This window comes from Sulfitobacter sp. L-8 (genome assembly GCF_056859255.1).
In genome coordinates this window covers 25,926-46,154 of the sequence record NZ_JBSXOD010000029.1, presented here as the reverse complement: position 1 = coordinate 46,154, position 20,229 = coordinate 25,926, and the positions used below count along the sequence as shown (strand labels likewise).

Here is a 20,229-nt window from a genome sequence, read left to right as displayed (position 1 = left end):
CACGCAAATATATATTGAAATAAGATATTACTTCTATAACCAATACGTTATGGATTGGCCCCATCGCCTCAACCTTCGTCACATTCGCTCGTTTCTTGAGATCGCGCGCACCGGCAGCATCTCGAAGGCGGCCGATATGCTAAACGTTACGCAACCTGCGGTGTCGAAGAGCCTGAAGGAGTTGGAACAGATATTGGACACGCGGCTCTTTGATCGGGCGGGGCGAGGCTTGCGCCTGAACGAGGCCGGGCGCATATTCCAAGCCCATGCAGCGGCCTCCATGTCCGAACTAATGCGCGGACACGATCGGTTGGCGCGAGAAGGAGGCGCCCCCGTGCGACTTTCGGTGGGTGTGCTGCCCACGGCAGCGGGCGACCTGCTTCCGCGTGCCGCGCTCGCTTTTCGCGGCGCGGCCCCGAATGCGACGCTCCACGTGCTGACCGGGCCGAATTGGCTGCTGTTCAATCACCTGCGTGACGGGGCAGTAGATCTGGTGGTTGGGCGCATGCCCGAACAGGACGAAATTACCGGCGTAACGTTTGAACAGCTCTATCTTGAAGACGTCGTGCTGGTCTGCCGCCCCGGCCATCCTCTACTGCAGGCCCCGGTGCAGGAGACCCTCTTGCCTGCTTACCCAGTGATACTGCCACCACGCGGCGCAGTGATCTCTGCCACGGTCGACCGGTACCTCACTAGCATCGGACTACCTAGCCTACGCGCCACTATAGAGACGGTGGCTCTGCCGGTGGGACGTAAGGTCGTTCGCCAGTCCGACGCTCTTTGGTTCATCTCCCGCGGGGTCGTGGCCGACGATTTGGATGAAAGCAAACTGGTTGCAGTGCCGCTGAAATCACCGCTTCTGTCGGGCCCGGTCGGGATCAGCGTCTCGCGCACGGCACCGATCAGTGTGCAGCGCGGCATTTTCGTTGACTGCCTGCGCACCGCCGTGCGTGACTCCCACCGGTCACCCGTGCAGCCAACCGTGTAGACGACGGCCGAGCCACGGTACAATAATGGCGGTATTCAGCCCTGTCAGGATTAGTACGACCAGCAACAGGCCAACCGGCGTGGGCAGTCTGTCGGTCACAGGAGTTAGCAGCGCGACCAGCAGCACCAATGTCGGATAGACCGCAACAACGCTGAGCACCCAACGCTTCCATATGGGCGGAGGCGCAGCAGGGCTGGGCAGAACGCTTATCGGTTCGAACCAGACGGACGCCCCTGCTACCTGCTGACGTGAGATATCAGAGATCGCCATTGACTCGATCCGGTCGAGTAAGGCGTGCCGCTCAGGCGAAGCCCGCCATCTTTCGACGGCCTCTAGGCTCTCGAATCGCACGAGGATGTAGAAGTCAGTGCCGAGCCCGCCATCGCGGCGAATCACATCAATGCTGCGAAAGCCGGCTACGCGCTCAATCTTGCGATTCAGAAGATGCAGTTGTTCTGCGCAGGCCGGCGCGTCTGCGTGTGCAACGCGCAGTGACACTAGCAATACACCAGGATAGTCGTTCAGGACATCGCTTCGCAGCATCGGCTCAGCTCCTGTTGTGACCGGGCCTGAATTAAAACTGAAAGGACCACCCGCGCTCCCCGTGCGGGTGATCGATAATAAGGCCAATGCCGTAGCGCAGTTACTCTGCTGCTTCGGCGCTGCCACCCGGGGCTACCAATGTGCGCCAATCGACCTCTTTCGGATAGACACCCTCGTGCGACGCGATCTGCGCTTGCGACACGTCCGAATCTGTCCCGATGGCGCGGCCGCCCTCAGCTACTTTGGCGGCAGCATCGGCCATCAGGCGACGAAATTCGACGATGGCCAAGTCCGATGCACCCAGTGTGTCGGTGTGGCGCTGCACCCGACTGCCCATGGAGACCCACATGATAATGTCTTCGTTCGGGATCCCGTCAACACCGGTGAAATGACCTTCTTTCATGCGCTCTCGGTCTTGGTTGAAGTCGTTTTCCAACGTATTCTTGGTGCGCCATTTGTGATCCACGTCCCTGCCTGGCACCGCGTGGTTGAAAGCGCGCCATTCGTCCGTAGAGGGCACGTTCGGGCCACCGAAAGCGACGAAGTGAAAGGCGGTTTCATCATCGTTGATTGGCACGATCACACTCGCCACCTTGTAGTTATTATTTGGCGGGATGAGCGAGTAATAGGGCGCAATGAATTCAGTGATGCGCAGATAATGATGTGTTTTTGCGTTTTTGATCGGTTTGCGGATCGCCGCGTAGTGGAATCCGTAACTTGTGGTTTCCGTCTGCATGCGCGGCGATTTATCAGTAGAGGGACGATACCACGATTTTTCGTCCGCCGACGCGCCCTCAACCCGAGCGGGCTTCATCGTCGACGAATGCAGCGACGATGAATGGGCGCTGTCGATCTGACCCTCGTGAATCTGCGCCCAGTTGGCGGGAATGCGGATCTTGAGAATAGCTACCGGGGTGTCCTTTTCAGGCGCGAACGCGGGAGGCTGGAATTCGGGCATTTCGTCTTTTTCGCCAAGCCACGCCCAGACGAAGCCACCCCACTCCTCGACTGGATAGGACCGCGCCTTCACTTTGTCCATTAGTGGGCTACCTTCAGGTTCAGACGACATCGCCACGACGTTGCCGTCAACGTCCATCTTCCAACCATGGTAGAGACAGCGCAGACCGCAATCTTCGTTCCGGCCATAGACCAGCGAAGCTTTACGGTGCGGGCAAAGCTCGTCAAGCATCCCCAGCCGGCCCTTGCTATCGCGAAAGGCCACATAGCTTTCGCCCAGGACCTCCACGCGTAGTGGCTTGCCGTCAGGCTCGGCCACTTCTTCCATCAGGCACACGGGCGTCCAGTGCTGTCGCATAAGCTGTGCCATCGGCGCATCACCGGTGACGCGGGTCAGCAGTTCGTTTTCCTCAATCGTCAGCATTGCTTTCTCCTCGAGGACGTCATCAATTTCAGTCCGCCCTACTTAGCTATCTAAGTTTATTTGTCAAGATCGGTCGTTGTCGCCACGCGATCAAGTGTTGAGCCACCCTCCCAACCGCCGATGCAGCAGAGGCAGGATCAGTCCAGTAGTCAGCGCAGTCAAACAGGCCGCGATCAAGAACAGCGATAGAAGAGTGGGCATGTCGTAAAACAGCGCCCGGAAGGCAAAGACCAACACCACCAACGGCGGATAAACCGCGACCATGCTGATCAGCCAGCGTTTCCAGAAGGCGGGCGTCGTCCGTCCTTGCACGTTCTTGATGGCCATGATTTGTATCTCCTGTATAGTATATAATGTCGCTCGGCGGTTGAGTCTGCCCACCGCCGAGCTGCGCGTTACTCCGCAGTTGACACGCCCGCGCCGCGACGCATCAGAAGCGCGTAGCGTAGCCCAATGGCCAAAATCACCACCATGCCGCAAATCGAAACCATGGGCACCGGGAACACCGCCGCCACGGCTGCCAGTGTCAGCGCTAGCCTCTCCACCGTCTTCAATGAGGTGCCGACCGAGCCCTCAATAGAGATCGCAATGGCCGCAGTTGCCAGCAAACCGCCAAGAATAGCAAAACCATTTGTTATCATGTCGCCGAGCAACAGCAGGCCAGGGTTGAAGATGAACGCGAATGGCAAAAGGAAGCCCACCGCTGCCAGCCTCACCGCCGAGAACGCAATTCTAAACGGATCCTCGTCCGCGATGGCCGCCGCGGCCAGCGCCGCGACCGCAATGGGCGGCGTAAGCGCCGAGAGAACCGCGTAGTAGAGCAGGAACATATGGCTTTGCAGGATCGGGTAGCCCAGCTTTGCCAGTGCCGGACCCACCAGAACCGCGGCCAGGATATAGGCGCTTGGCGTCGGCATCCCCAGCCCCAAGATGATAGTCACCACCGCTGCTATAACCAGCGTGACCGCTGGCTGCTCGCCGCTGATCGTCAGGATTACATTGGCGGCCTTCATACCCAACCCTGTCATCGACAATCCACCAATAACAAGACCGGCTGCCGCGCAAGCTCCCGCCACCGGCAGGATGCGCAAGGTAGTTTCGCCCAAGCCCTCGACGATCTGCCATGGTGTAAGCCGCGTGACCTTGAGCAGACTTGCAGCCAGCACCGCTCCCATTACACCGATACCCGCTGTAAAGGTTGGCGAATAGCCTGCCATTAGCGCCGCGACGATGCCGATTATCGGGATCATGAAAACCCAGCCCACCCGGAAGGTGCTGACCAATGTCGGCACCTCGTCCTCGGACGGTCGTAGGTCCTCCCGCACAGCGCGAAAATGCACCTGCAGGAAAACACCGAGGTAATAGAGCAATGCAGGCAGCAGCGCCGCAAGCACAACCTCTTGATAGGGAACGGCGGTATATTCTGCGAGGATAAACGCAGCCGACCCCATGATCGGCGGCATCGCACTGCCCCCGGTAGACGCGGCTACTTCCACGGCTCCCGCAAAGCGCGGGGTATAGCCTAGGCGCTTCATCACCGGGATGGTGATTGAGCCAGTAGCCACCACGTCCGATGTCGGGCTCCCCGACATGGTGCCATAGAGCCCCGACGAAATCACAGCGATCTTCGCGGGCCCCCCGCGCGACCGGCCCGTGAGCAGGGCCGCTAGGTTAAAGAAGAACTCGCCCCCGCCAGCCTTTGAAAGGAAGGTGCCGAACATCACGAAAAGGAAGACATAGCTAGCCACAACCTGAATGGGCACGCCAAATACACCGTCTGTGGTGAAAACGAGGATATCCAGCAAGTAGCTAAAATCGCTGATGCCGTGGCCGAAGGGTGGCGGCAACATCGACCCGAACTGGTTATAGAGCAGGAACAGCACGACCACACCGGTCAGCCCCATACCGGTGGTCCGGCGAGTCGCTTCTAATGTCAGTAGCAGAAGCGCGGTTCCGAAGAAGAGTTGAGCGGCGGTGAAAGGTTCAAGTAGACTGATCCGGTCGGAAATCGCCCCGGCATTCACGAAGAAGAAAATACCGCAGGCTAGGCTCAGAATGCACAGCGCCCAGTCGTAGATCGGAATATCGTCCCGGGCATCTGGCGTGGCTCCGATCGCGACAAACATGATGGTGTAGATGCCGCAAACGAACAGGATCCCCAGAATTAGCGGGTCGGAGATCGTAAATAAGTTCGCATAGATGACCCAGGTGGCGAACACAGCAGCAACCGCGACCAGAGCCTTCTGCGAACCGGCCGCAAGCTTACGCCTGCGGCCTGTGGCAACGAGCGATCCAATCAATTGATCAGTCCCGCGTCCCGATACACAGCCTCTGCGCCTGGGTGGAACTCCAGCACGCTCGGCTTCGCAAGCAATTCGGGGCTGAGCGCGGCCATCGAACTGTGCACGCCTCGCACCTCGTCGATGTTGGTAATCAGCGACGACGCTAGCGAAGACGCAACCTCGTCGGGCATTTCATCGGTGGCGACCAGCAGCGCCCCCAACGCGACACTCGTCACGTCCTCGGTTTGGTTGGAATAACTGCCGCCAGGAATCACCATGGTGCCGGTGCCAAAAGCTTCGTTGGTTGCGTCGATCACCTCCTGCGGCACGCTCAACAGCACCACATCGCTGTTCTGGTCAACGGCCCGGAAGGACGAATGATTGATGAAGATGCCATTGGTGATCATGTCGAGCCGCCCGTCTTGAATTAAATCGGCCTGCTCATTTGCACCGGCGCGGACGAACTGGCCTCCGCTCTGCGAAATAGCCTCCTCTGTCACGCCCACCGCTTCCAGCATCGCCAAGGCGACGTTCGAAGTGATGTTTCCGGAGCGGTTAATCCCAATCCGCAGTGGCGCGCCGCTATCGGCGAGGTCGGCCAGACTTTTCAAACCATATTCTTCGGCGATGCCGCGATCCACGAAGAAATGCATGGGCGCCCAGTTATACATGTAACCAATGGCACGCATATTTTCGATCGGTGCGCTAAAGGGCTCGCCGCCCTGCAGGGCGATCTTGGCTTCGGCGTCGTGCAAAAGGCCCAGATCAGTGCGATTGCCGCTTAGAAGGCCGATGTTGGCAAAGCCTCCACCGGTGGCTTGATAGGTAATGACAGAATCGCTGTCGTCGGCCTTGGCCGCGCGGTCGATCCCGGCACCCAGAAGTGACCACAGCCCGCCGGGATTGCCGCCCGACAAGGTAAGGTTCACCGGGTCCGCTGTCGCGGCGCTGGACGAAACAGCAATCCCGAGTGCCGCGATTAAAGCCGATAGTTTCATGCGTTCTCCTCCCAGATACGCACCCGTCGCGTGAACGGGCTGGATGTGACAATCTATGCTCTCGGCACGCACAGCCCATCCGCACAAAGAACTTAGACATCTACTTTCTTATCGGGACGCATAGCCGCAGTCAAGAAATTAGATATCTTATATTCACAATTCACTAGAGGAGTGACCAACGGAACCAATCTGCGCATTACTTAAACGGATCGGTAAATATCAGCTCCCGAGCGGTCCTTAGGACTCACTGAATGAGACAAGGCCCCAAAGCGAATCTAACTTTGGCACCGACTAGTTCAGCCGAAAGATCGAGTCGCGGGAACGCGTTGACCAGCGGCAGCCGCGCGTTCCTCGTCGCGCTCGAGGTTGCGGATAACCGTGCTTAACGCTCGTCGCAGCAAAGCGACCTCGTCCTCGGTCAAACCCTCTACTGCAAGCTCGTTGGTCTCGATTGCCAAGGGCTCCAAACGATCCCGCAGAGCAAGGCCTTTTTCTGTCATAAAGGCGTGCTGACGGCGCTTGTTAGGGCCCACGCGCCGGCGTTCAATAAACCCCAGTTCTTCCATCCGGATCAACGCTGTGTGAGCCGTGGGCTCGGTCAAGTGCGCCTTTTCGCTTAGCTCGCGCTGAGAAAGGCCGTCGTGATTCCAGAGTATGCGCAGAAAAATCCACTGGCCGAAGGTCACGCCTTCCGTCGTCAGCCGCAGTTGCAAAGAACGGTTGAAGGACCGCGCGGCAAGTCGAATCAGGCGCGCAAGGCGTTCGTTCTGGTAAACTTCGTTGCCGGGCTGCATCCCGTCGCGATTTTCCTGTCCGTCCAAAGGTCAGCTCCTGGCTTTGTCCATGCTCCGCCAATACATCCACTAGGTCGTATGGTTCGGCACCATTCCTATGACCAGACAGACATCGCCTGACGGACGCACTCCCAACCCTGGGGGAGTCTCACTCTTGGGTCATGCCCTCGGTCATCGCCGCACTGTAACCTTGAGCGATGCGGACGTCGACCACTACGGTGTCGCCAGCCGCCACTCGATCGAGTGCTTGTGAAAGCGCGTCGTCCAAAGCTGCATGCCCGTCTACCGGACCGAATGCGGTGGCTCCCTGCGCGCGGGCCATGGCCGCGATATCAATATCCGGCCCGGTGATTGCCTGACCTACATGTTTGTTCTCGATCGGTCGGCCGCGCATTCGCGCCACGCGTTCCTGATGTACCTCATCATTAAAGTATGACCGGTTATTGGCCACCACGATCAGCATCGGTATCGAGTGGTGCACTGCCGTCCAGATCGCCGTCGCTCCCATAAGGAAATCACCGTCACCCAGCACCGCAACCGGCAGCCGGCCCGCACCCCGCAGCGCAAGTGCCGAGCCCACCGCCATGCCGGGCCCTGATCCGATGCCCGCGCCGCCGTCATACCCCAGATAATCCAGAGGGCCGCGGAAATCGCATTTGTCGCCGTTCCAGCTGAGCGTCAGGCGCATCAACGTGACCTTACGCCCTACAAGCCGCGCATCCAGATGATCGGCCAGTGCGTCAATGGTTATAGGCCCGGTATGTTTCGAAGTATCGAACGCCACAGCCAGGGTCGGTAAAGACTCTTTCCCCTGCCGCGCAATCCCTGCGACCTCGCACAGGGCCGAGATCAGTGAGTCAGGGTCGGCCAGTAAAGAAAAGTCGCTTTGCGGCTGAGCCTGATGATCCAGCGACCAGCCGTTCTGTAGCAGCGGCTCCAGCGTAACGTTTACGACTCTCGAGGCTGCGGGTTCCACTCCTGCCTGCTTCATGGTGCCCGCGGGATCCACCCAATCGAAAAAAACTAGAAGATCAGCCTCCGCCATAACCTTTGACGCCTCCGGACAAAGGAAATAGCTAGGCGCACCTGCGTGCAACGGGTGTTTTGTCGGGAAGGAGGCGGCGGTCTTAATATCGGTCACAACGCGCGCGCCGAAGGCCTCGGCCAAGGCCACGCGCCGGTCCCAGTCAGCACGATCGCGTGAAACCCTTCCCATAAGGAAAACCGGTTGGTCCGCCTCTCGCAGCATCGCCAGTATCCGAGTCGCTTCGGCCTCAGACACTTCGGGAAATTGTGGCACTGGGTGCTTCGCCGCATCAGGCAAAGGCGGCATATCGTCGATTTTCTGCTCCTGCACGCTCACGTCAAAACATACATAGGTGGGCGCTTTGGGTGCGGTTTTCGTGATTGTCGCCGCGCGTTGCATTGACGCCAGAGACGCGGCCAGCGATGCGGGCTGATCGTCCCATTTCACGTAAGGCCTCACGATAGCTGACTGATCACGCGAAGTATGTAGCCAGTCAATCCACGGTCGCCGTTTGTCTGCATCAACTGGCCCGGTCGCACCGTATACCAGCATCGGCACCCGATCGCACCAAGCGTTGTAGAGCGCCATCGCAGCGTGCATCAACCCGACATTCGCGTGCAAAACTACCGCCAAAGGACTTCCCGTCACCTTGGCCCAACCGTGCGCGATGGCAACGGCGTGTTCCTCGTGCAGGCACAACAACATTTGCGGTTCGCGGTTTCCCAAGTCGTTCACAAGGCTGTCATGCAAACCGCGGAAGCTCGATCCAGGATTGAGCGCAACGAAAGGCACGTCTAAATGCCTAAGCATGCGGCCGATGGCGTCACTGCCGTAAAGCGTAGTGATGTCGCAAGCCACGGGCCGGTCCAGATCGTCGCGCATTTTCTTGGCCTTTCCTGTCGCCCGCGTCATTGACCGGACAAGTTGATGTGGACGTTTTTCTCGTGTGTGAAAGAAAGCAGTTCACCTATGCCCTCTTCTCGACCGATACCCGACTGTTTGACCCCCCCGAAAGGCGCGCCTAGAAAATGTCGCCCCACCTCGTTGATCCAGACGAAACCTGCCTCAACTCGCGCCGCGGCGCGGTGTGCGGTCGCCAAGTCGCGTGTCCAGATCGCGCAGGTTAGGCCCACGTCCAGCCCATTGACTTCGGCCAGCATGTCGGTTTCCTCGGACCAGCGACGCACGGCCAAAACGGGGCCAAAGATCTCCTCGCGAGCTATGCGCATGCCGGGCGTCACGTCTGCAAAGATAGTGGGTGCGATGAAATTGCCATTCGCCAGATCGCCGTCTGTTAGGGCATGCCCGCCAGCTACGATGCGGGCCCCCTCGGCCTTACCGCTATCAACATAGGACATAACACGGTTGAAATGCTCGCGCGAGACCAGCGCCCCCATCGTCGTTGCGGGGTCAGTCGGCAGACCAGGGCGATAGCGCGCCACTGCATTCGCCAGCCGGTCTACCACCGCATCATGTAGGTCCTCGTGCAGAAACGCCCGGCTGGTTGAACCGCAAGACTGCCCGCACCAGCCGAAATTCATTCCCGCCACGATGGCATCGGCCACCTTCGCGGGATCGCTGTCGGGGTAAGCGATAAGGGCATTTTTGCCGCCAAGTTCCAGCAGCACAGGCTTTACGGTCGCGCTGGCGCCGCGCATCACTGCCTGCCCCGCGCCCACGGACCCGATCAGTGTGACCTTGGCGATGCCCTTATGACTGGCAAGTGCGGCACCCGCCTCGGTTCCACCGGGCAGCACGCTGAAAACACCCGCAGGCACCAAATCGTCCACCAGTTCCGCAAGACGTAGTGCCGATAGCGGTGCCTGCACCGGCGGCTTGATGATGACGGCGTTGCCCGCAGCTAGCGGCGCGGCCATTTTGCCGCCGCAGAACATGAATGGGTGGTTGAAGGCCAGAATGCGGGCAACGACGCCCATAGGCTCGCGGAGAGTCAGGTTCACCCGGTCGGTGCCCATCGGGATCGTGTCGCCCTTCATCTCGGTCACAAGGCCAGCGAAGAACTCCATCTGCGCGGCCGCGATAGTCGCGTCGCCGCGCATCTCAGTATAGGGGTTGCCGCAATTCGCAGCGTCTATCATCGCCAGCTCGTCGCCATGCACGCGCAGAATCCTGGCAATCTCGCGCAGAATACGCGCCCTCTCCAACGGGGTCACATCCCGCCACTCCAAATACCCAGCGTACGCGGCGGCCACGGCAGTATCTACGTCATCGGCACCCGCATCGGCAACGCTAGCGAGCACCTCTCCGGTGCCGGGGTTCAGAGTATCGATGCGGCGGCCCGACAGCGGGGCGTACCAGCGCCCCCCCCTGTAAAGATTGGTCTCGGCGGGTAGGACCCGCTGCGGATCGGGCGGGGCGTAATGCGGCATCGTCGGCTCCTTTGGTTGTAAGGAATATTTGGAAAGGCTCAGGTGTCCGACAGTAGCGCCAGTAGGCGCTGGCCAGTCATTACTTCGCGCATGGGCAGATTCGCGGCAGCAGCGTTCAACTCGGTGTCATAACTTAGGCCCCGACCGTCCCAGAACCACCAGTATACGATGTTGCCCTGCTTATCGCGGATGGGCATACGAAAGGTTGGGAAAATGCGGTGATCCTCGGGGATTTCGGCCTGCCCGAGGTTTGCGTAGGTTGCCCCCGCGCGCTCTAGTGCGGTTTGCAGTGGGATCATCGCTACAAATTTCGTAGCGCGCCCCGTCACGGATGCCGCATCATGAGCACCGCTCTCATGCAGGCCTTCGATAGCGCGCACAACGGGCGGATAGCTGCCGTGCAGATGGGTCACTTGCACATGAGCCTTGCGGCCCGCAACGTCGATCTCGATTATGTCCCCTGGTTCAAAGTCAGTCATAGTTTCATCCTCACAAGCTGTAAGCTTCGCGGGTCGCCGGGTGAAACAGTTCGTCAACGGCGACACGGCGCGGTGACAGACCCTGCGCGTGGTGGTAGGACAGGAAACGGTCCAGCACGTGTTCATTGCCGGGCAGGCCATAAGGCCAAGGGTCTGCTCCCATTAGCGCCTGGGCGCGGTTTAGGTTGTCTTCGACAAATGGCATGGTGACTTTGGTGGCCGAAGTATCTTGCAACGCCTCCTGAGCAAGTGCTTTGGCGCGTGAGAACCCTTTCAAAAGCGCACCGGGCAACCAAGGATGCGCGTCGGCAATGGATCGGCGGATTCCGAGGACGTGCATGATCGGAAAGATTTTGGTTCGAGAATAGTAATCTTCGGCCGCGCCCACGCTATCTGAGAACAGGCGCCCTACACTCGGGTGTCCTTCAGCGAAGCAGCGCGGCCAGCGCGGTCCGATGAACCCGTCGATCTCGCCATCCGCCAACATCTGATTCAGCGTCGAACCCTCGGGCGCGGAAATCACTTCGACATCCGAAGGCAGGTCCACCTTAATCTTTTCAGGGCGGCCGGGCGTGTCCATGCCGCCGCGCACCCAAGTGACATCTGAAGGTTTTACCCCGAAATCCTCCTCGAGGATGCCGCGCACCCAGACATTCGCCGACAGTTGATATTCTGCGATGCCGATCCGCTTGCCTTTCAGATCCTCGGGCCGTTCGATCCCTTTGTCGGTGCGGATATAGACTGAGGTATGACGGAACGCACGGCTCAGGAATACCGGGATCGCCACGTAGTGCGCATTCCCTCGTGCGACCGAAATCGAATAGGACGACAGCGAAAGTTCCGACACGTCGAAAGCTTGGTGCCGAAAGGCGCGAAAAAACATCTCTTCGGGCGAAAGCAGCATCGGAATGGGATCGACACCATCGATCTTAACACGGCCATCAACGATGGCGCGAGTGCGGTCGTAATTGCCCATGGCAATCGAAAGTGAAAGGTCGGTCAAAGCAGTGTCTCCTCGGTCTCGATTCCAGTTTGGCGGGTCAGTGTGACAGGTTTCCGGCGTGCGGCCGATGAAAGGATAGCGTGGCATACCTCAAGACTGGCGCGGCCCCAGCGTGCCGTCTGCACGGGCGCGCGATCTCGGTGTACCGCATCCACTAGCGCGTCGATGACCGGCTTGCGCGGCGCGGGGTCCAGCGGCGACTTGATGAAGCTGCGGGCTTCGTCGCCGAAAACCTCAAGGCCGCCCGGCATCAGGCGCAAATCGGCCCGATCACAACTAATGATAATCGGCCCGAAATGCTCGTTCACCTCAGGTCGTGGCGGCTCGACCCCGGTGCCATAGGTGCGTGTCTGTTTCAGTCGCGCTTCGGCCTCGGGGTCAAGGTCACACAACGCACGCCGGGCGACCCCGTAGCTCGCCGGGTCCTTGCATCCGCCCAATTCGCTCACGTCGTCCATCCAGATATCACTGTCGAAATGCGCGTAGCCCGAATAGGTAAGATTGGCGAAGGAACCACCCTCGAAATCCAATATCGCGGTATAGGCACCTTCAGTAGGCCGCTCTGGGTCCCACGCCCCGGTCATCGCATACACACTGCGCGCTCGCCCGCCACAGAGCAACCGCACGATGTCGATCTGGTGCACCCCTTGGCTGAATAGAACGCCGCCGCCTTCCTCAGTACGCAATTCCTCGGGGCGGCGTGGGCGATAGAGAAAGTCGGTGTAGTTGAAGGCTTGGACCATCCGCACCTTACCGTAGTCGCCCGCAGCAATTATCTGGCGCGCCAGCCCCACGGGAGGATCAAAACTATGGCTCGGTCCCACTATCAGGTGCACGCCTGCAGCATCGGCAGCGGCCACCATGCGATCTGCATCGTCCAAAGTGACAGCCAGCGGCTTGTCGACCAAGATGTGTTTGCCGCCTGCAGCGACTGCCTCTACGTGATCAGCATGCATCTGGTGGGGCGTGGCGATGTAAACGGCATCGATTTGCGGGTCCGCCGCCAACTCCTCCACTGTCCCATAGGCACGCCCCCCGAATTCGGCGACAAAAGCGTCACGGCTTTCGGCACGAGGTGCTGCGGCCGCCACCAGCCGTACACGCTCGTCGTTGCGAAAGGTAGGCAGCATCAGCATGAAGGCACGGCCCAAACCGAGGACCCCAAGCCGAACGGGTCTATACGTCAAGAACCAACTCCTCGCCACTCTTCGATCGGGAGACGCAGATCATTATCGTGTCCTTCTTTTCGTGATCCATCAGCACCATGTCGCGGTGGTCCACCTCGCCCGCGATGAGCTTAGTCTTGCAGGTGCCGCAGGTGCCGCTTTCGCATGAGCTCACAGTAGGCACTCCTGCGTCTCGGATCGCTTCCAAGATCGACCGGTCCTTGGGCACGGTAACGGTTTTGCCGGTCTTCTCCAGCTTGACGTCAAAGGGAACATCGTCGTCACGCACGACTTCGACCGGCTTGAAATCCTCGAAAATCACATGGCCCTCCGGCCAGTGGCCGGAAATTGCTTCTATTTCTTCCAGCATCGGAGCGGGACCGCAGCAATAAACCTTCATATTCTTCGGCTCTTCGAAATCATCCCAGAAATCGAAAACCTCGTCGGGGTCACCGCCGTCATGGTGGATAGTCAACCTATCGCCGAATAGGTCGGTCATTTCCCGCATATACGCCGTGTCCTCGGCGCTGCGAGTGCAATAGATCACGCGATATGGCTTGCCCTCGCGCGCCAAATGTTGGCCCATGGCATAGATCGGCGTCACGCCGATGCCGCCCGCGATTAGCAGATAATCCTCAGCATCAGTTAACTCGAAGGTGTTTTCAGGGGGACTTACGCGCAACTCTGTGCCTTCGGCCGCATCATCATGCATCGAGGCAGATCCTCCGCGCGACTCGGCCTCGCGCTTCACCGCGATGACGTATTGCGTCGGTGCGTTGCCATCATTGACAAGTGAGTAGCGACGCATGGCACCCGACGGCGTCTCGATGGTCAAATGCGCACCGGGAGTGAACCCGGGCAATTCTTTGCCATCGACAGGCTCCAACGTGAACTCGCAAATGTTGTCGGTCAGGGCGCGGCGGCCCGCAACCTTCATGTTCATATCATCCATGCAATCCCCCTTGGTTCCTCCGGGACCCGCACGTACTGGGCAGGCTCGTTATCCTACACCCCTCATACTTAGGTCTCTAAGTTTTTGTCAAGTCCAAGAAACCTGAAATATCCGCGAGATCCTTTCCGCCATTCTGACCTAATTGCCAGAACTTTAGTTTGTGGTGATGTTTACGTTTGTGCGCTCGTAGTGTTTGCCGAGAAGGTGGGCCAGCATCACACGGCCAGCGGTGTTGAACGGCTGGGAACCAGTTCCTCAAGGATCACCAATTCGCTCTTCACCAGTGCCTCGGAAATTTTACCAGTCTTTCTCTGCTCCAGCGCATTTACGAGTTCAACCGATAGGGAACGTAGCGCTTGCAGTGGAGTTCGATGCCTAGGCGCCAAGGGCCGTAGTACCATAGCTTTTCCCGGTTCCGGGGCCGCCAATCAGCACGACGTTTTCAGCCGCGCCCATGAACTCGCACCGAAGGAGTTGCCGCGCGACACCGGCAATAGAAATTCTGAATCGGCGAGAGGAGATAGAAGCCAAGACCATCGCGAAACGCCGCCTGCTGCATCGCCAAGCCACAGCATAAACAGAAATCCGATCGAGCCAGACATAACGTTCTCAGTTCTGCCTTGATGTTCCAAATCATCTGTCGACGGACATCTGGGCTCGCAGCTCGCCCACCGTTTCGCGCAGCAAGCCTGACAGCTCCTCCTCGCGCCGCGTCATGCGGCTCGTAGGGCCGTGCAGCCCGATCCCGAGAAGGCGGTGGTGCCTCTCCGGTGCCGGGATCAAGACCGAGATCATCGACGCGTCCCAATGGGCCGTCCGCTCGTGCAGGTCTCGTGCGTGCAGCACCGATATATCCGTTGCGCGATGTGCGTCGAGTGTTTGGCGAAACGCATCCTCGGAGTAAACGGCGTCTGAAAGGAGCCCGTCGGCAATCGTTTGGTGATAGATGCGCAGGGCCACTTCCTCGGACTGGCGGCTGAGAAGCATCCAACCGATCCCGTTTTGAACCATCAAGCGAAGCGATCCTGCCTCGATATGGGAATTGGTGTCCTCGTAGGAATGCAGCGATATCACATATTCGACGTAGAGCCCGTTCTGGGCGGCCAGCACCACCGGTTCCCCGGCGCGATCGCGCAGCCGGTACATGGCATCAAGCACGGTGCTCTGTTCGTAGCCACCCGCATCAATCCAATTGGTGAGTTTTGTTAGGCGAGGGGATGGGAAGTAGCGGTGGCTCTTTTGGTCGATCTCGAGGTAGCCGAGCTGAACCATGGTGCGCAGTATGGCGGTCATGCTGGAGGCCGGCAGACCGAGGCCTCCGGAAAGATCGCGAAGCCGCGCGGGCTGGCGATGCTCCGCGAAATATTCCAGCACCGCAAAGACCCGGGCTGCCGATTTCACGTTTTCATGCCGCATCACGCTCCCCCGTGTTACGCGAATTTTACCCCGTCGCAAGATCGGAGGAAAGGGGGCGCAACCTTCGCGGCGCGGCTGCGGGTCACGATCGGACGCGGCCCGGTTCTCGGCGGGGGCGCCGGGGCCTGTCCGGAGGCCGGGATTTAGGGGCCGGCATAAGCAAATTCGTTTTCCACCAGCGTCCATATCCGGCGACCCGAGCGGGTCTTCTGCTCTTCGGCGATATGCGCGGTCAACCCCGCCGCACGAGAGGTGACGGCAATGGCGCGCATGATCTCGGGGGCAATGCTCACCTCTAGCAGCAGCGCCCCGATGGCGCCCGTCGCGTTAATCGTCAGGTGACGACCATAGACCTCGTCTACCGCAGCTGAGAATTGCTCGAGCAAATCGATGACCTCACCCGGGGCCCCGGCTTCCCGCGCGATCAGGAACAGGCGTGCGCTCCTCGGATCGTCTGGTTTGTGCAACGGGTGGCCAAAGCCGGGCAAGGGCTTGCGCTCTGCCCTGTAAGCTGCTGCCGTCTCGGCACACCAGGTGGCCCGGTCGACGCTTTCGAGCCCGTCGAGCAGCAGCCGTCCGGCGCCTTCCATGGTGCCGGCAAAGACGTCTCCGACGCAGGTCAGCCCAGTGGCCATCGCCACCTGAACCTGCCCAGGATTGGAATCCGCGACTAGCCGGGAAACAATCGCGTGGGGGGTCAGCCCGTGCTCCATCAGTGTGATCAGGCACGCATCAAAGATCTTCCGCTCCCAGTGCTCAGGGAAGCGCCCGGTTATCAACAAGTACATTGTCTCGGCGAAGTCCCTCTTGCCGATAATGTCGGTAATTAGGTCCTGCCCGCGCCAGCGGATCTCGGTCTCAGTGGCATAGGAAATCTCGGTGCTCAGCGAATCGGTCATGGTCTCTTGCTCCTCATTCAGCCTTCGAGCGGATCAGACGGCCGTTGTCCTCGCCTAGCAGAGGCGGCGCGCGTCGCACGGGTGCGCGATGGCCGTCGAACCGCAGGGGCGCATTGATTACGCGGTAGCATTTGCCGCCGCTTGCCGTGATCTCGGAAAACATACCAAGGCATTGCACCTGCTCGTCCCGGGGCACTTCGTCGATGGTCAGGGCGGGCGAAAAGGGCACGTCGTTTTTTGAAAGGCGATCGATCCACTCCTCCAGTGTCCGCCGGCGGAAAATCTCCGCCAGCGTCTCCTGCAAAGCTTCGTAGTTGTCATATCGGTCCTGCCGGCTCGCGAAGCGCGGGTCGTCGGACAGTGTCGGGTCGTCCACCGCGGTCAATAACGCATCCCAGAACTTCACAGCGGAGGAGAGGTGGATCACTAGCACTTTGTCCTCCTTCGAGGTCATAGCGTAGCTCTGCGAAGCGCGAACACGGGTCAGCCGGTCCACGCTATGGCCCTCGTCGGCCATGGCATAGCTGTCGGGTATGAAAGCGACGGAAGCCTCCAGCATGTTCACCTCCACCCGGCGCGCAGTTTTGCCCCGCTCGCGGCCCAGCAGCGCCGCAACTATGGCCTGCGCGGCATACATGACGGTGACGTTATCCGAGGTCGTCGGGCCGGAGATTCCAGGCTTTGCCGGGTCGATCTTTAGGTTGGCGATTCCTGAAAGTGCTAAGGCCACCGTGTCGTAGGCCGGCCGATCACGGTACGGACCCTTGGTGCCGAATCCGGTAATCGAGCAATAGACAAGCTGCGGATAGTCGCGCGCGATCACGTCCGCCGGAAAACCCAGCCGACTCATAACTCCAGGGCGGAAGTTCTCCACCAGCGCGTCGGCCCCTTGCAGTAGCTCGCGCAGGCGCTCGCGGTCGGTCTCTTCGCGCAGATCGAGGGTAACGCTGTTCTTGCCTTTGTTGTAAGCGCGGAAATGGGGTGCATAGCTACCGCCGACAAAACTGCGGAAAGGGTCGCCCTCGGGCCGTTCCACCTTGATCACTTCGGCGCCCATCTCGGCGAGGATCGAGGCCGCGAGTGGCGCCGTAATCATTGTGCCAATCTCGATCACGCGCAGCCCTTCGAGGGGCAATTGCCTGGTATCGTTCATCAGTTGTCCTCCCTGACTGTGGTATCCCGGCATCTTGGGGCGAGGCGTGCTTCAATTGTGCGGGCTGAGTACTTGCCATGGCGGCGCAGCGGATGAGCCTCATCATCGCTGTGAAAAGCGATAGGGCGTGGGGCCGGGCCAAGTCAATCGCGGGACAGGGCGCAATGGGCCTCTAAGACATTAGATCTAGCAAGATCGCGCGGGAATTCACAAATCTGAATTTTCGCTCAGGGGCGCCCTGCGACGTTGACACCCGCCCTCTGCCGGCGAAACTCGGAAGCGCGCGGCAACGCCGGTTTCCGACCGCCACAGCTGCACCCATCCAATTCAGGAGGAGCCATGACTGTCAATCCCGGAGCAAAAAGGGTCCAGTTACCGGAGTAAAAAGGGGCCACTGCGGTTGAGTGGTTCTGCGCCTTGGCGCGTGTGCTCTACATAAAGCTGACGCGTGCCAAGGCGCACTGGCCGAAGGCCAGTTCTGCTCAGTTTTTGGTTTTGGATTTCCGGCTTTCGCGCAGACGGAAACTTTCGCCGTTCATTTCCAGGATGTGGACGTGGTGCGTGAGCCTGTCGAGGATCGCGCCGGTCAGGCGTTCTGTTCCGAAGGTTTCTGTCCATTCGTCGAATGGCAGGTTGGATGTGATGATGATTGATCCGCGCTCGTAGCGCTGGCTGATGACCTCGAACAGCAATTCAGCCCCTGTCTTGCTGAGCGGCACAAAGCCAAGTTCGTCGATGATCAGCAGGTCCTGCGCTGCCAACTGTTTCTGCAGTCGTTGCAGACGGCGTTCATCGACGGCTTCGATCAGTTCATGCACCAGCGCGGCGGCTGTTACGAAGCGGACGCGCATGCCTTTCTGGCATGCCGCCAAGCCCAACCCCAAGGCTGCGTGCGTCTTGCCCGTACCGGATGGGCCGAGGGCGATGATGTTCTCGCGGCGCGTGACATACTCGCAGCGGGCCAGCTCCATCACCAGCATCTTGTTGAGCGACGGGATCACCTTGAAGTCAAAGCTGTCGAGGCTCTTGGTGGCGGGGAACTTCGCGGCCTTGATCATCCGGTCGATCATCCGGCGTTCGCGTTCGATCAGTTCCAGTTCGCACAGGCGCAGCAGATACTGGACATGGTCTTTGCCTTCTGCGGCGCATTGGCGGGCAAGTTTGTCATGCTCGCTCAGGAAGGTCGGCAATCTCAGCTTCTTCAGGTGATGGGCAAGCAGAACCTGGGGCGCATCCGTCATGATGTCGCCTCCGACATCAGCACCTTGTAGCTGGCCGCCTTTGTCGTTTCGACCTGAGCGGCGGGCAGGAACGGGTAAACATCCAAATCCAGCTTGGGTGGGCGGCGCTCAATCCGGCACAAAACCAGATGTTTGACGGCATCATAGCCAATAGCACCGAGATTGAGCGCCTGGCGCACCGCACCGTGGACATGGTCCATCTCAAAAGTTTCCAGAAGCCGGAGGACCTGGACGTATTCGCGCTTTCCCGGTTTGCCCATCCTGGCCTCCAGTAAGCGGTGGAGCGTGGCAAACGCGTCGGGCAACTCCCAACCCTTTAGAGGCGCAGCCTGATCCAAGGCTCCCACCTTCTGTTCCAGCAAGGGCAGGAAGTGCATGGGATCGCAGACCATGTCCGCCTTGTCGTATGACCGCTGGTGCCGGGCGATCACCTCTGGGCCGCAACCGATCACAACCTCATGGATATAGCCGCGCACCTGAACCTCATGGTGGGCATGGGCCACAGGCACGGAATAATCGTTGGACCGATAGCGCACCATTGAGATCGACGTTGCCCGCGTGCTGACCTTCTCGCAGGCGTCATAGGGCACGGGCGGCAGCGCCATCAGCGCATCCAGATCTCGCAGTAACCGCTCGCCGATCGTCGCGCTATGGCCACGCACAATGTCGTTCTGACGCCGCAGGCACTGCTCTTGCAGCCATGCATTCAGGGCCTCGAAGCTCTCAAAACGCGGCGCGGGGACCATGAAGTTCCGCCGCCCGTATCCAACACCACCTTCGACATGACCCTTGTCATTCCCCTTGGCGGGACGCCCAAACTTGTCGCCGAACAGGTAGTGCGACTGAAGCTCCGCGAAGCTGCGGGTCCGTTCGCGTGTGCCGTCACCGTAAATCCTGGCAACCGCGATCTTTGTGTTGTCATAGAGCACCGACAAGGGTACGCCACCGAAGAAGGCGAAGGCTGCATTATGACCATCACAGAAAGCTTCGGTCGTCTCCGCCGGGTAGGCCTTGATAAAGATCGCGTCCGAGTGCGGCAAGACCATCACAAAGTAATGCAGCTTGCATTCGACCCCGCCAATCACACCAAGGGTCTCGCCAAAATCCACCTGCGCATGCCCCGGTGCGTGGCTCAGTGGCACGAAAACTTCCTTCGAGCGCCGCTTCTGCTCACGAACATAGTCCGTGACGATTGTGATCCCGCCCGTGAACCCATGTTCGTCGCGAAGGCGGGCATGAATGCGCTTGGCCGTGTGGCGTTGTTTCTTGATCTTGCTTTTGTCGTCTTCAAGGATCTGATCAATGATCGGAATGAATGGATCCAACTTCGGCCGCACAGGTGATTTGCTGCGCCGATACCCCGGCGGCACCGAGTGCTGCAAAATCTTCGACACAGTCTTGCGATCAATCCCAAAAAACCGCGCCGCCTCACGCCTGCTCATGCCCTGAACATGGCACGCACGCCGCACCCGATTATAAAGTTCCACAGAATACATCTCCCCGCCCGCCGCTCGTTG

At 59.6% G+C, this 20,229-nt stretch carries 19 protein-coding genes; 1 reads left to right on the top strand and 18 read right to left on the bottom strand.

Going from position 1 to position 20,229, the window contains the following annotated elements:
- Positions 1 to 49 precede the first annotated feature (49 nt).
- Positions 50 to 988 carry a pca operon transcription factor PcaQ gene (pcaQ, locus tag AC13DE_RS02630; protein WP_483046956.1) on the top strand — a complete coding sequence of 313 codons (939 nt, stop codon included), beginning with the start codon at positions 50 to 52 and terminating at the stop codon, positions 986 to 988.
- Here pcaQ and AC13DE_RS02625 read toward each other — a convergent pair.
- The 18 genes from AC13DE_RS02625 to istA all read right to left on the bottom strand — a co-directional run bounded on the left by AC13DE_RS02625 (position 965) and on the right by istA (position 20,208).
- Positions 965 to 1,531: an antibiotic biosynthesis monooxygenase gene (locus AC13DE_RS02625; RefSeq protein ID WP_483046955.1), complete on the bottom strand. Its 567-nt coding sequence runs from the start codon at positions 1,529 to 1,531 to the stop codon at positions 965 to 967. The two genes, pcaQ and AC13DE_RS02625, sit on opposite strands and share 24 nt — an antisense overlap.
- Positions 1,532 to 1,631: 100 nt before the next feature.
- Positions 1,632 to 2,912 carry a Rieske 2Fe-2S domain-containing protein gene (locus AC13DE_RS02620; protein WP_322330063.1) on the bottom strand — a complete coding sequence of 427 codons (1,281 nt, stop codon included), beginning with the start codon at positions 2,910 to 2,912 and terminating at the stop codon, positions 1,632 to 1,634.
- A gap of 90 nt (positions 2,913 to 3,002) precedes the next feature.
- Entirely contained in the window at positions 3,003 to 3,239 is a 237-nt protein-coding gene (locus AC13DE_RS02615) for a putative antibiotic biosynthesis monooxygenase (RefSeq protein WP_322330062.1), read from the bottom strand.
- A 68-nt stretch (positions 3,240 to 3,307) separates the two neighbouring features.
- A complete protein-coding gene (locus AC13DE_RS02610) occupies positions 3,308 to 5,212 on the bottom strand; it encodes a TRAP transporter permease (protein ID WP_483046954.1) in 1,905 nt (634 codons plus the stop codon).
- The gene (locus tag AC13DE_RS02605; protein WP_483046953.1) at positions 5,209 to 6,192 is read right to left on the bottom strand and encodes a TAXI family TRAP transporter solute-binding subunit; all 984 of its coding nucleotides are present in this window, start codon (positions 6,190 to 6,192) and stop codon (positions 5,209 to 5,211) included. The genes AC13DE_RS02610 and AC13DE_RS02605 overlap by 4 nt, the downstream gene beginning before the upstream one ends.
- Before the next feature lie 296 nt (positions 6,193 to 6,488).
- Positions 6,489 to 7,013, bottom strand: coding sequence for a MarR family winged helix-turn-helix transcriptional regulator (locus tag AC13DE_RS02600; RefSeq protein WP_483046952.1), 525 nt, complete (start codon positions 7,011 to 7,013; stop codon positions 6,489 to 6,491).
- 121 nt (positions 7,014 to 7,134) lie between these two features.
- A complete protein-coding gene (locus tag AC13DE_RS02595; protein ID WP_483046951.1) occupies positions 7,135 to 8,895 on the bottom strand; it encodes a thiamine pyrophosphate-binding protein in 1,761 nt (586 codons plus the stop codon).
- 26 nt (positions 8,896 to 8,921) lie between these two features.
- A complete protein-coding gene (locus AC13DE_RS02590) occupies positions 8,922 to 10,403 on the bottom strand; it encodes an aldehyde dehydrogenase family protein (RefSeq protein ID WP_483046950.1) in 1,482 nt (493 codons plus the stop codon).
- Positions 10,404 to 10,441: 38 nt separating this feature from the next.
- Positions 10,442 to 10,882, bottom strand: coding sequence for a hypothetical protein (locus AC13DE_RS02585; RefSeq protein ID WP_483046949.1), 441 nt, complete (start codon positions 10,880 to 10,882; stop codon positions 10,442 to 10,444).
- A 10-nt stretch (positions 10,883 to 10,892) separates the two neighbouring features.
- On the bottom strand, positions 10,893 to 11,885 hold the full coding sequence (locus tag AC13DE_RS02580) for an ABC transporter substrate-binding protein (RefSeq protein WP_483046948.1): 993 nt from the start codon (positions 11,883 to 11,885) through the stop codon (positions 10,893 to 10,895).
- Positions 11,882 to 13,072, bottom strand: coding sequence for a Gfo/Idh/MocA family protein (locus AC13DE_RS02575; RefSeq protein WP_483046947.1), 1,191 nt, complete (start codon positions 13,070 to 13,072; stop codon positions 11,882 to 11,884). Before AC13DE_RS02575 ends, AC13DE_RS02580 begins: the two co-directional genes overlap by 4 nt.
- Positions 13,062 to 14,003, bottom strand: coding sequence for a PDR/VanB family oxidoreductase (locus AC13DE_RS02570; RefSeq protein WP_483046946.1), 942 nt, complete (start codon positions 14,001 to 14,003; stop codon positions 13,062 to 13,064). The genes AC13DE_RS02575 and AC13DE_RS02570 overlap by 11 nt, the downstream gene beginning before the upstream one ends.
- A 375-nt stretch (positions 14,004 to 14,378) precedes the next feature.
- Entirely contained in the window at positions 14,379 to 14,540 is a 162-nt protein-coding gene (locus AC13DE_RS02565; protein ID WP_483046945.1) for an ATP-binding protein, read from the bottom strand.
- A gap of 96 nt (positions 14,541 to 14,636) precedes the next feature.
- Positions 14,637 to 15,419, bottom strand: a complete 783-nt coding sequence (locus AC13DE_RS02560; protein WP_483046944.1) for an IclR family transcriptional regulator — start codon at positions 15,417 to 15,419, stop codon at positions 14,637 to 14,639.
- Between the two features lie 143 nt (positions 15,420 to 15,562).
- Complete coding sequence (locus AC13DE_RS02555) at positions 15,563 to 16,318, bottom strand: citryl-CoA lyase (RefSeq protein WP_322330118.1); 756 nt, start codon at positions 16,316 to 16,318, stop codon at positions 15,563 to 15,565.
- A gap of 13 nt (positions 16,319 to 16,331) precedes the next feature.
- Complete coding sequence (locus tag AC13DE_RS02550; protein WP_483046943.1) at positions 16,332 to 17,471, bottom strand: CaiB/BaiF CoA transferase family protein; 1,140 nt, start codon at positions 17,469 to 17,471, stop codon at positions 16,332 to 16,334.
- Between the two features lie 482 nt (positions 17,472 to 17,953).
- On the bottom strand, positions 17,954 to 18,712 hold the full coding sequence (gene istB / locus AC13DE_RS02545) for an IS21-like element helper ATPase IstB (protein WP_483046942.1): 759 nt from the start codon (positions 18,710 to 18,712) through the stop codon (positions 17,954 to 17,956).
- The gene (istA, locus tag AC13DE_RS02540) at positions 18,709 to 20,208 is read right to left on the bottom strand and encodes an IS21 family transposase (protein ID WP_483046941.1); all 1,500 of its coding nucleotides are present in this window, start codon (positions 20,206 to 20,208) and stop codon (positions 18,709 to 18,711) included. Before istA ends, istB begins: the two co-directional genes overlap by 4 nt.
- Positions 20,209 to 20,229: the final 21 nt, after the last annotated feature.

Coding starts and splice junctions, on each gene's coding strand:
- pcaQ (WP_483046956.1), top strand. CDS start 50: ATGGATTGGCCCCATCGCCTCAACCTTCGTCACATTCGCTCGTTTCTT.
- AC13DE_RS02625 (WP_483046955.1), bottom strand. CDS start 1,531: ATGCTGCGAAGCGATGTCCTGAACGACTATCCTGGTGTATTGCTAGTG.
- AC13DE_RS02620 (WP_322330063.1), bottom strand. CDS start 2,912: ATGCTGACGATTGAGGAAAACGAACTGCTGACCCGCGTCACCGGTGAT.
- AC13DE_RS02615 (WP_322330062.1), bottom strand. CDS start 3,239: ATGGCCATCAAGAACGTGCAAGGACGGACGACGCCCGCCTTCTGGAAA.
- AC13DE_RS02605 (WP_483046953.1), bottom strand. CDS start 6,192: ATGAAACTATCGGCTTTAATCGCGGCACTCGGGATTGCTGTTTCGTCC.
- AC13DE_RS02595 (WP_483046951.1), bottom strand. CDS start 8,895: ATGCGCGACGATCTGGACCGGCCCGTGGCTTGCGACATCACTACGCTT.
- AC13DE_RS02590 (WP_483046950.1), bottom strand. CDS start 10,403: ATGCCGCATTACGCCCCGCCCGATCCGCAGCGGGTCCTACCCGCCGAG.
- AC13DE_RS02585 (WP_483046949.1), bottom strand. CDS start 10,882: ATGACTGACTTTGAACCAGGGGACATAATCGAGATCGACGTTGCGGGC.
- AC13DE_RS02570 (WP_483046946.1), bottom strand. CDS start 14,003: ATGGATGATATGAACATGAAGGTTGCGGGCCGCCGCGCCCTGACCGAC.
- AC13DE_RS02565 (WP_483046945.1), bottom strand. CDS start 14,540: ATGGTCTTGGCTTCTATCTCCTCTCGCCGATTCAGAATTTCTATTGCC.
- AC13DE_RS02560 (WP_483046944.1), bottom strand. CDS start 15,419: ATGCGGCATGAAAACGTGAAATCGGCAGCCCGGGTCTTTGCGGTGCTG.
- AC13DE_RS02555 (WP_322330118.1), bottom strand. CDS start 16,318: ATGACCGATTCGCTGAGCACCGAGATTTCCTATGCCACTGAGACCGAG.
- AC13DE_RS02550 (WP_483046943.1), bottom strand. CDS start 17,471: ATGAACGATACCAGGCAATTGCCCCTCGAAGGGCTGCGCGTGATCGAG.
- istB (WP_483046942.1), bottom strand. CDS start 18,712: ATGACGGATGCGCCCCAGGTTCTGCTTGCCCATCACCTGAAGAAGCTG.
- istA (WP_483046941.1), bottom strand. CDS start 20,208: ATGTATTCTGTGGAACTTTATAATCGGGTGCGGCGTGCGTGCCATGTT.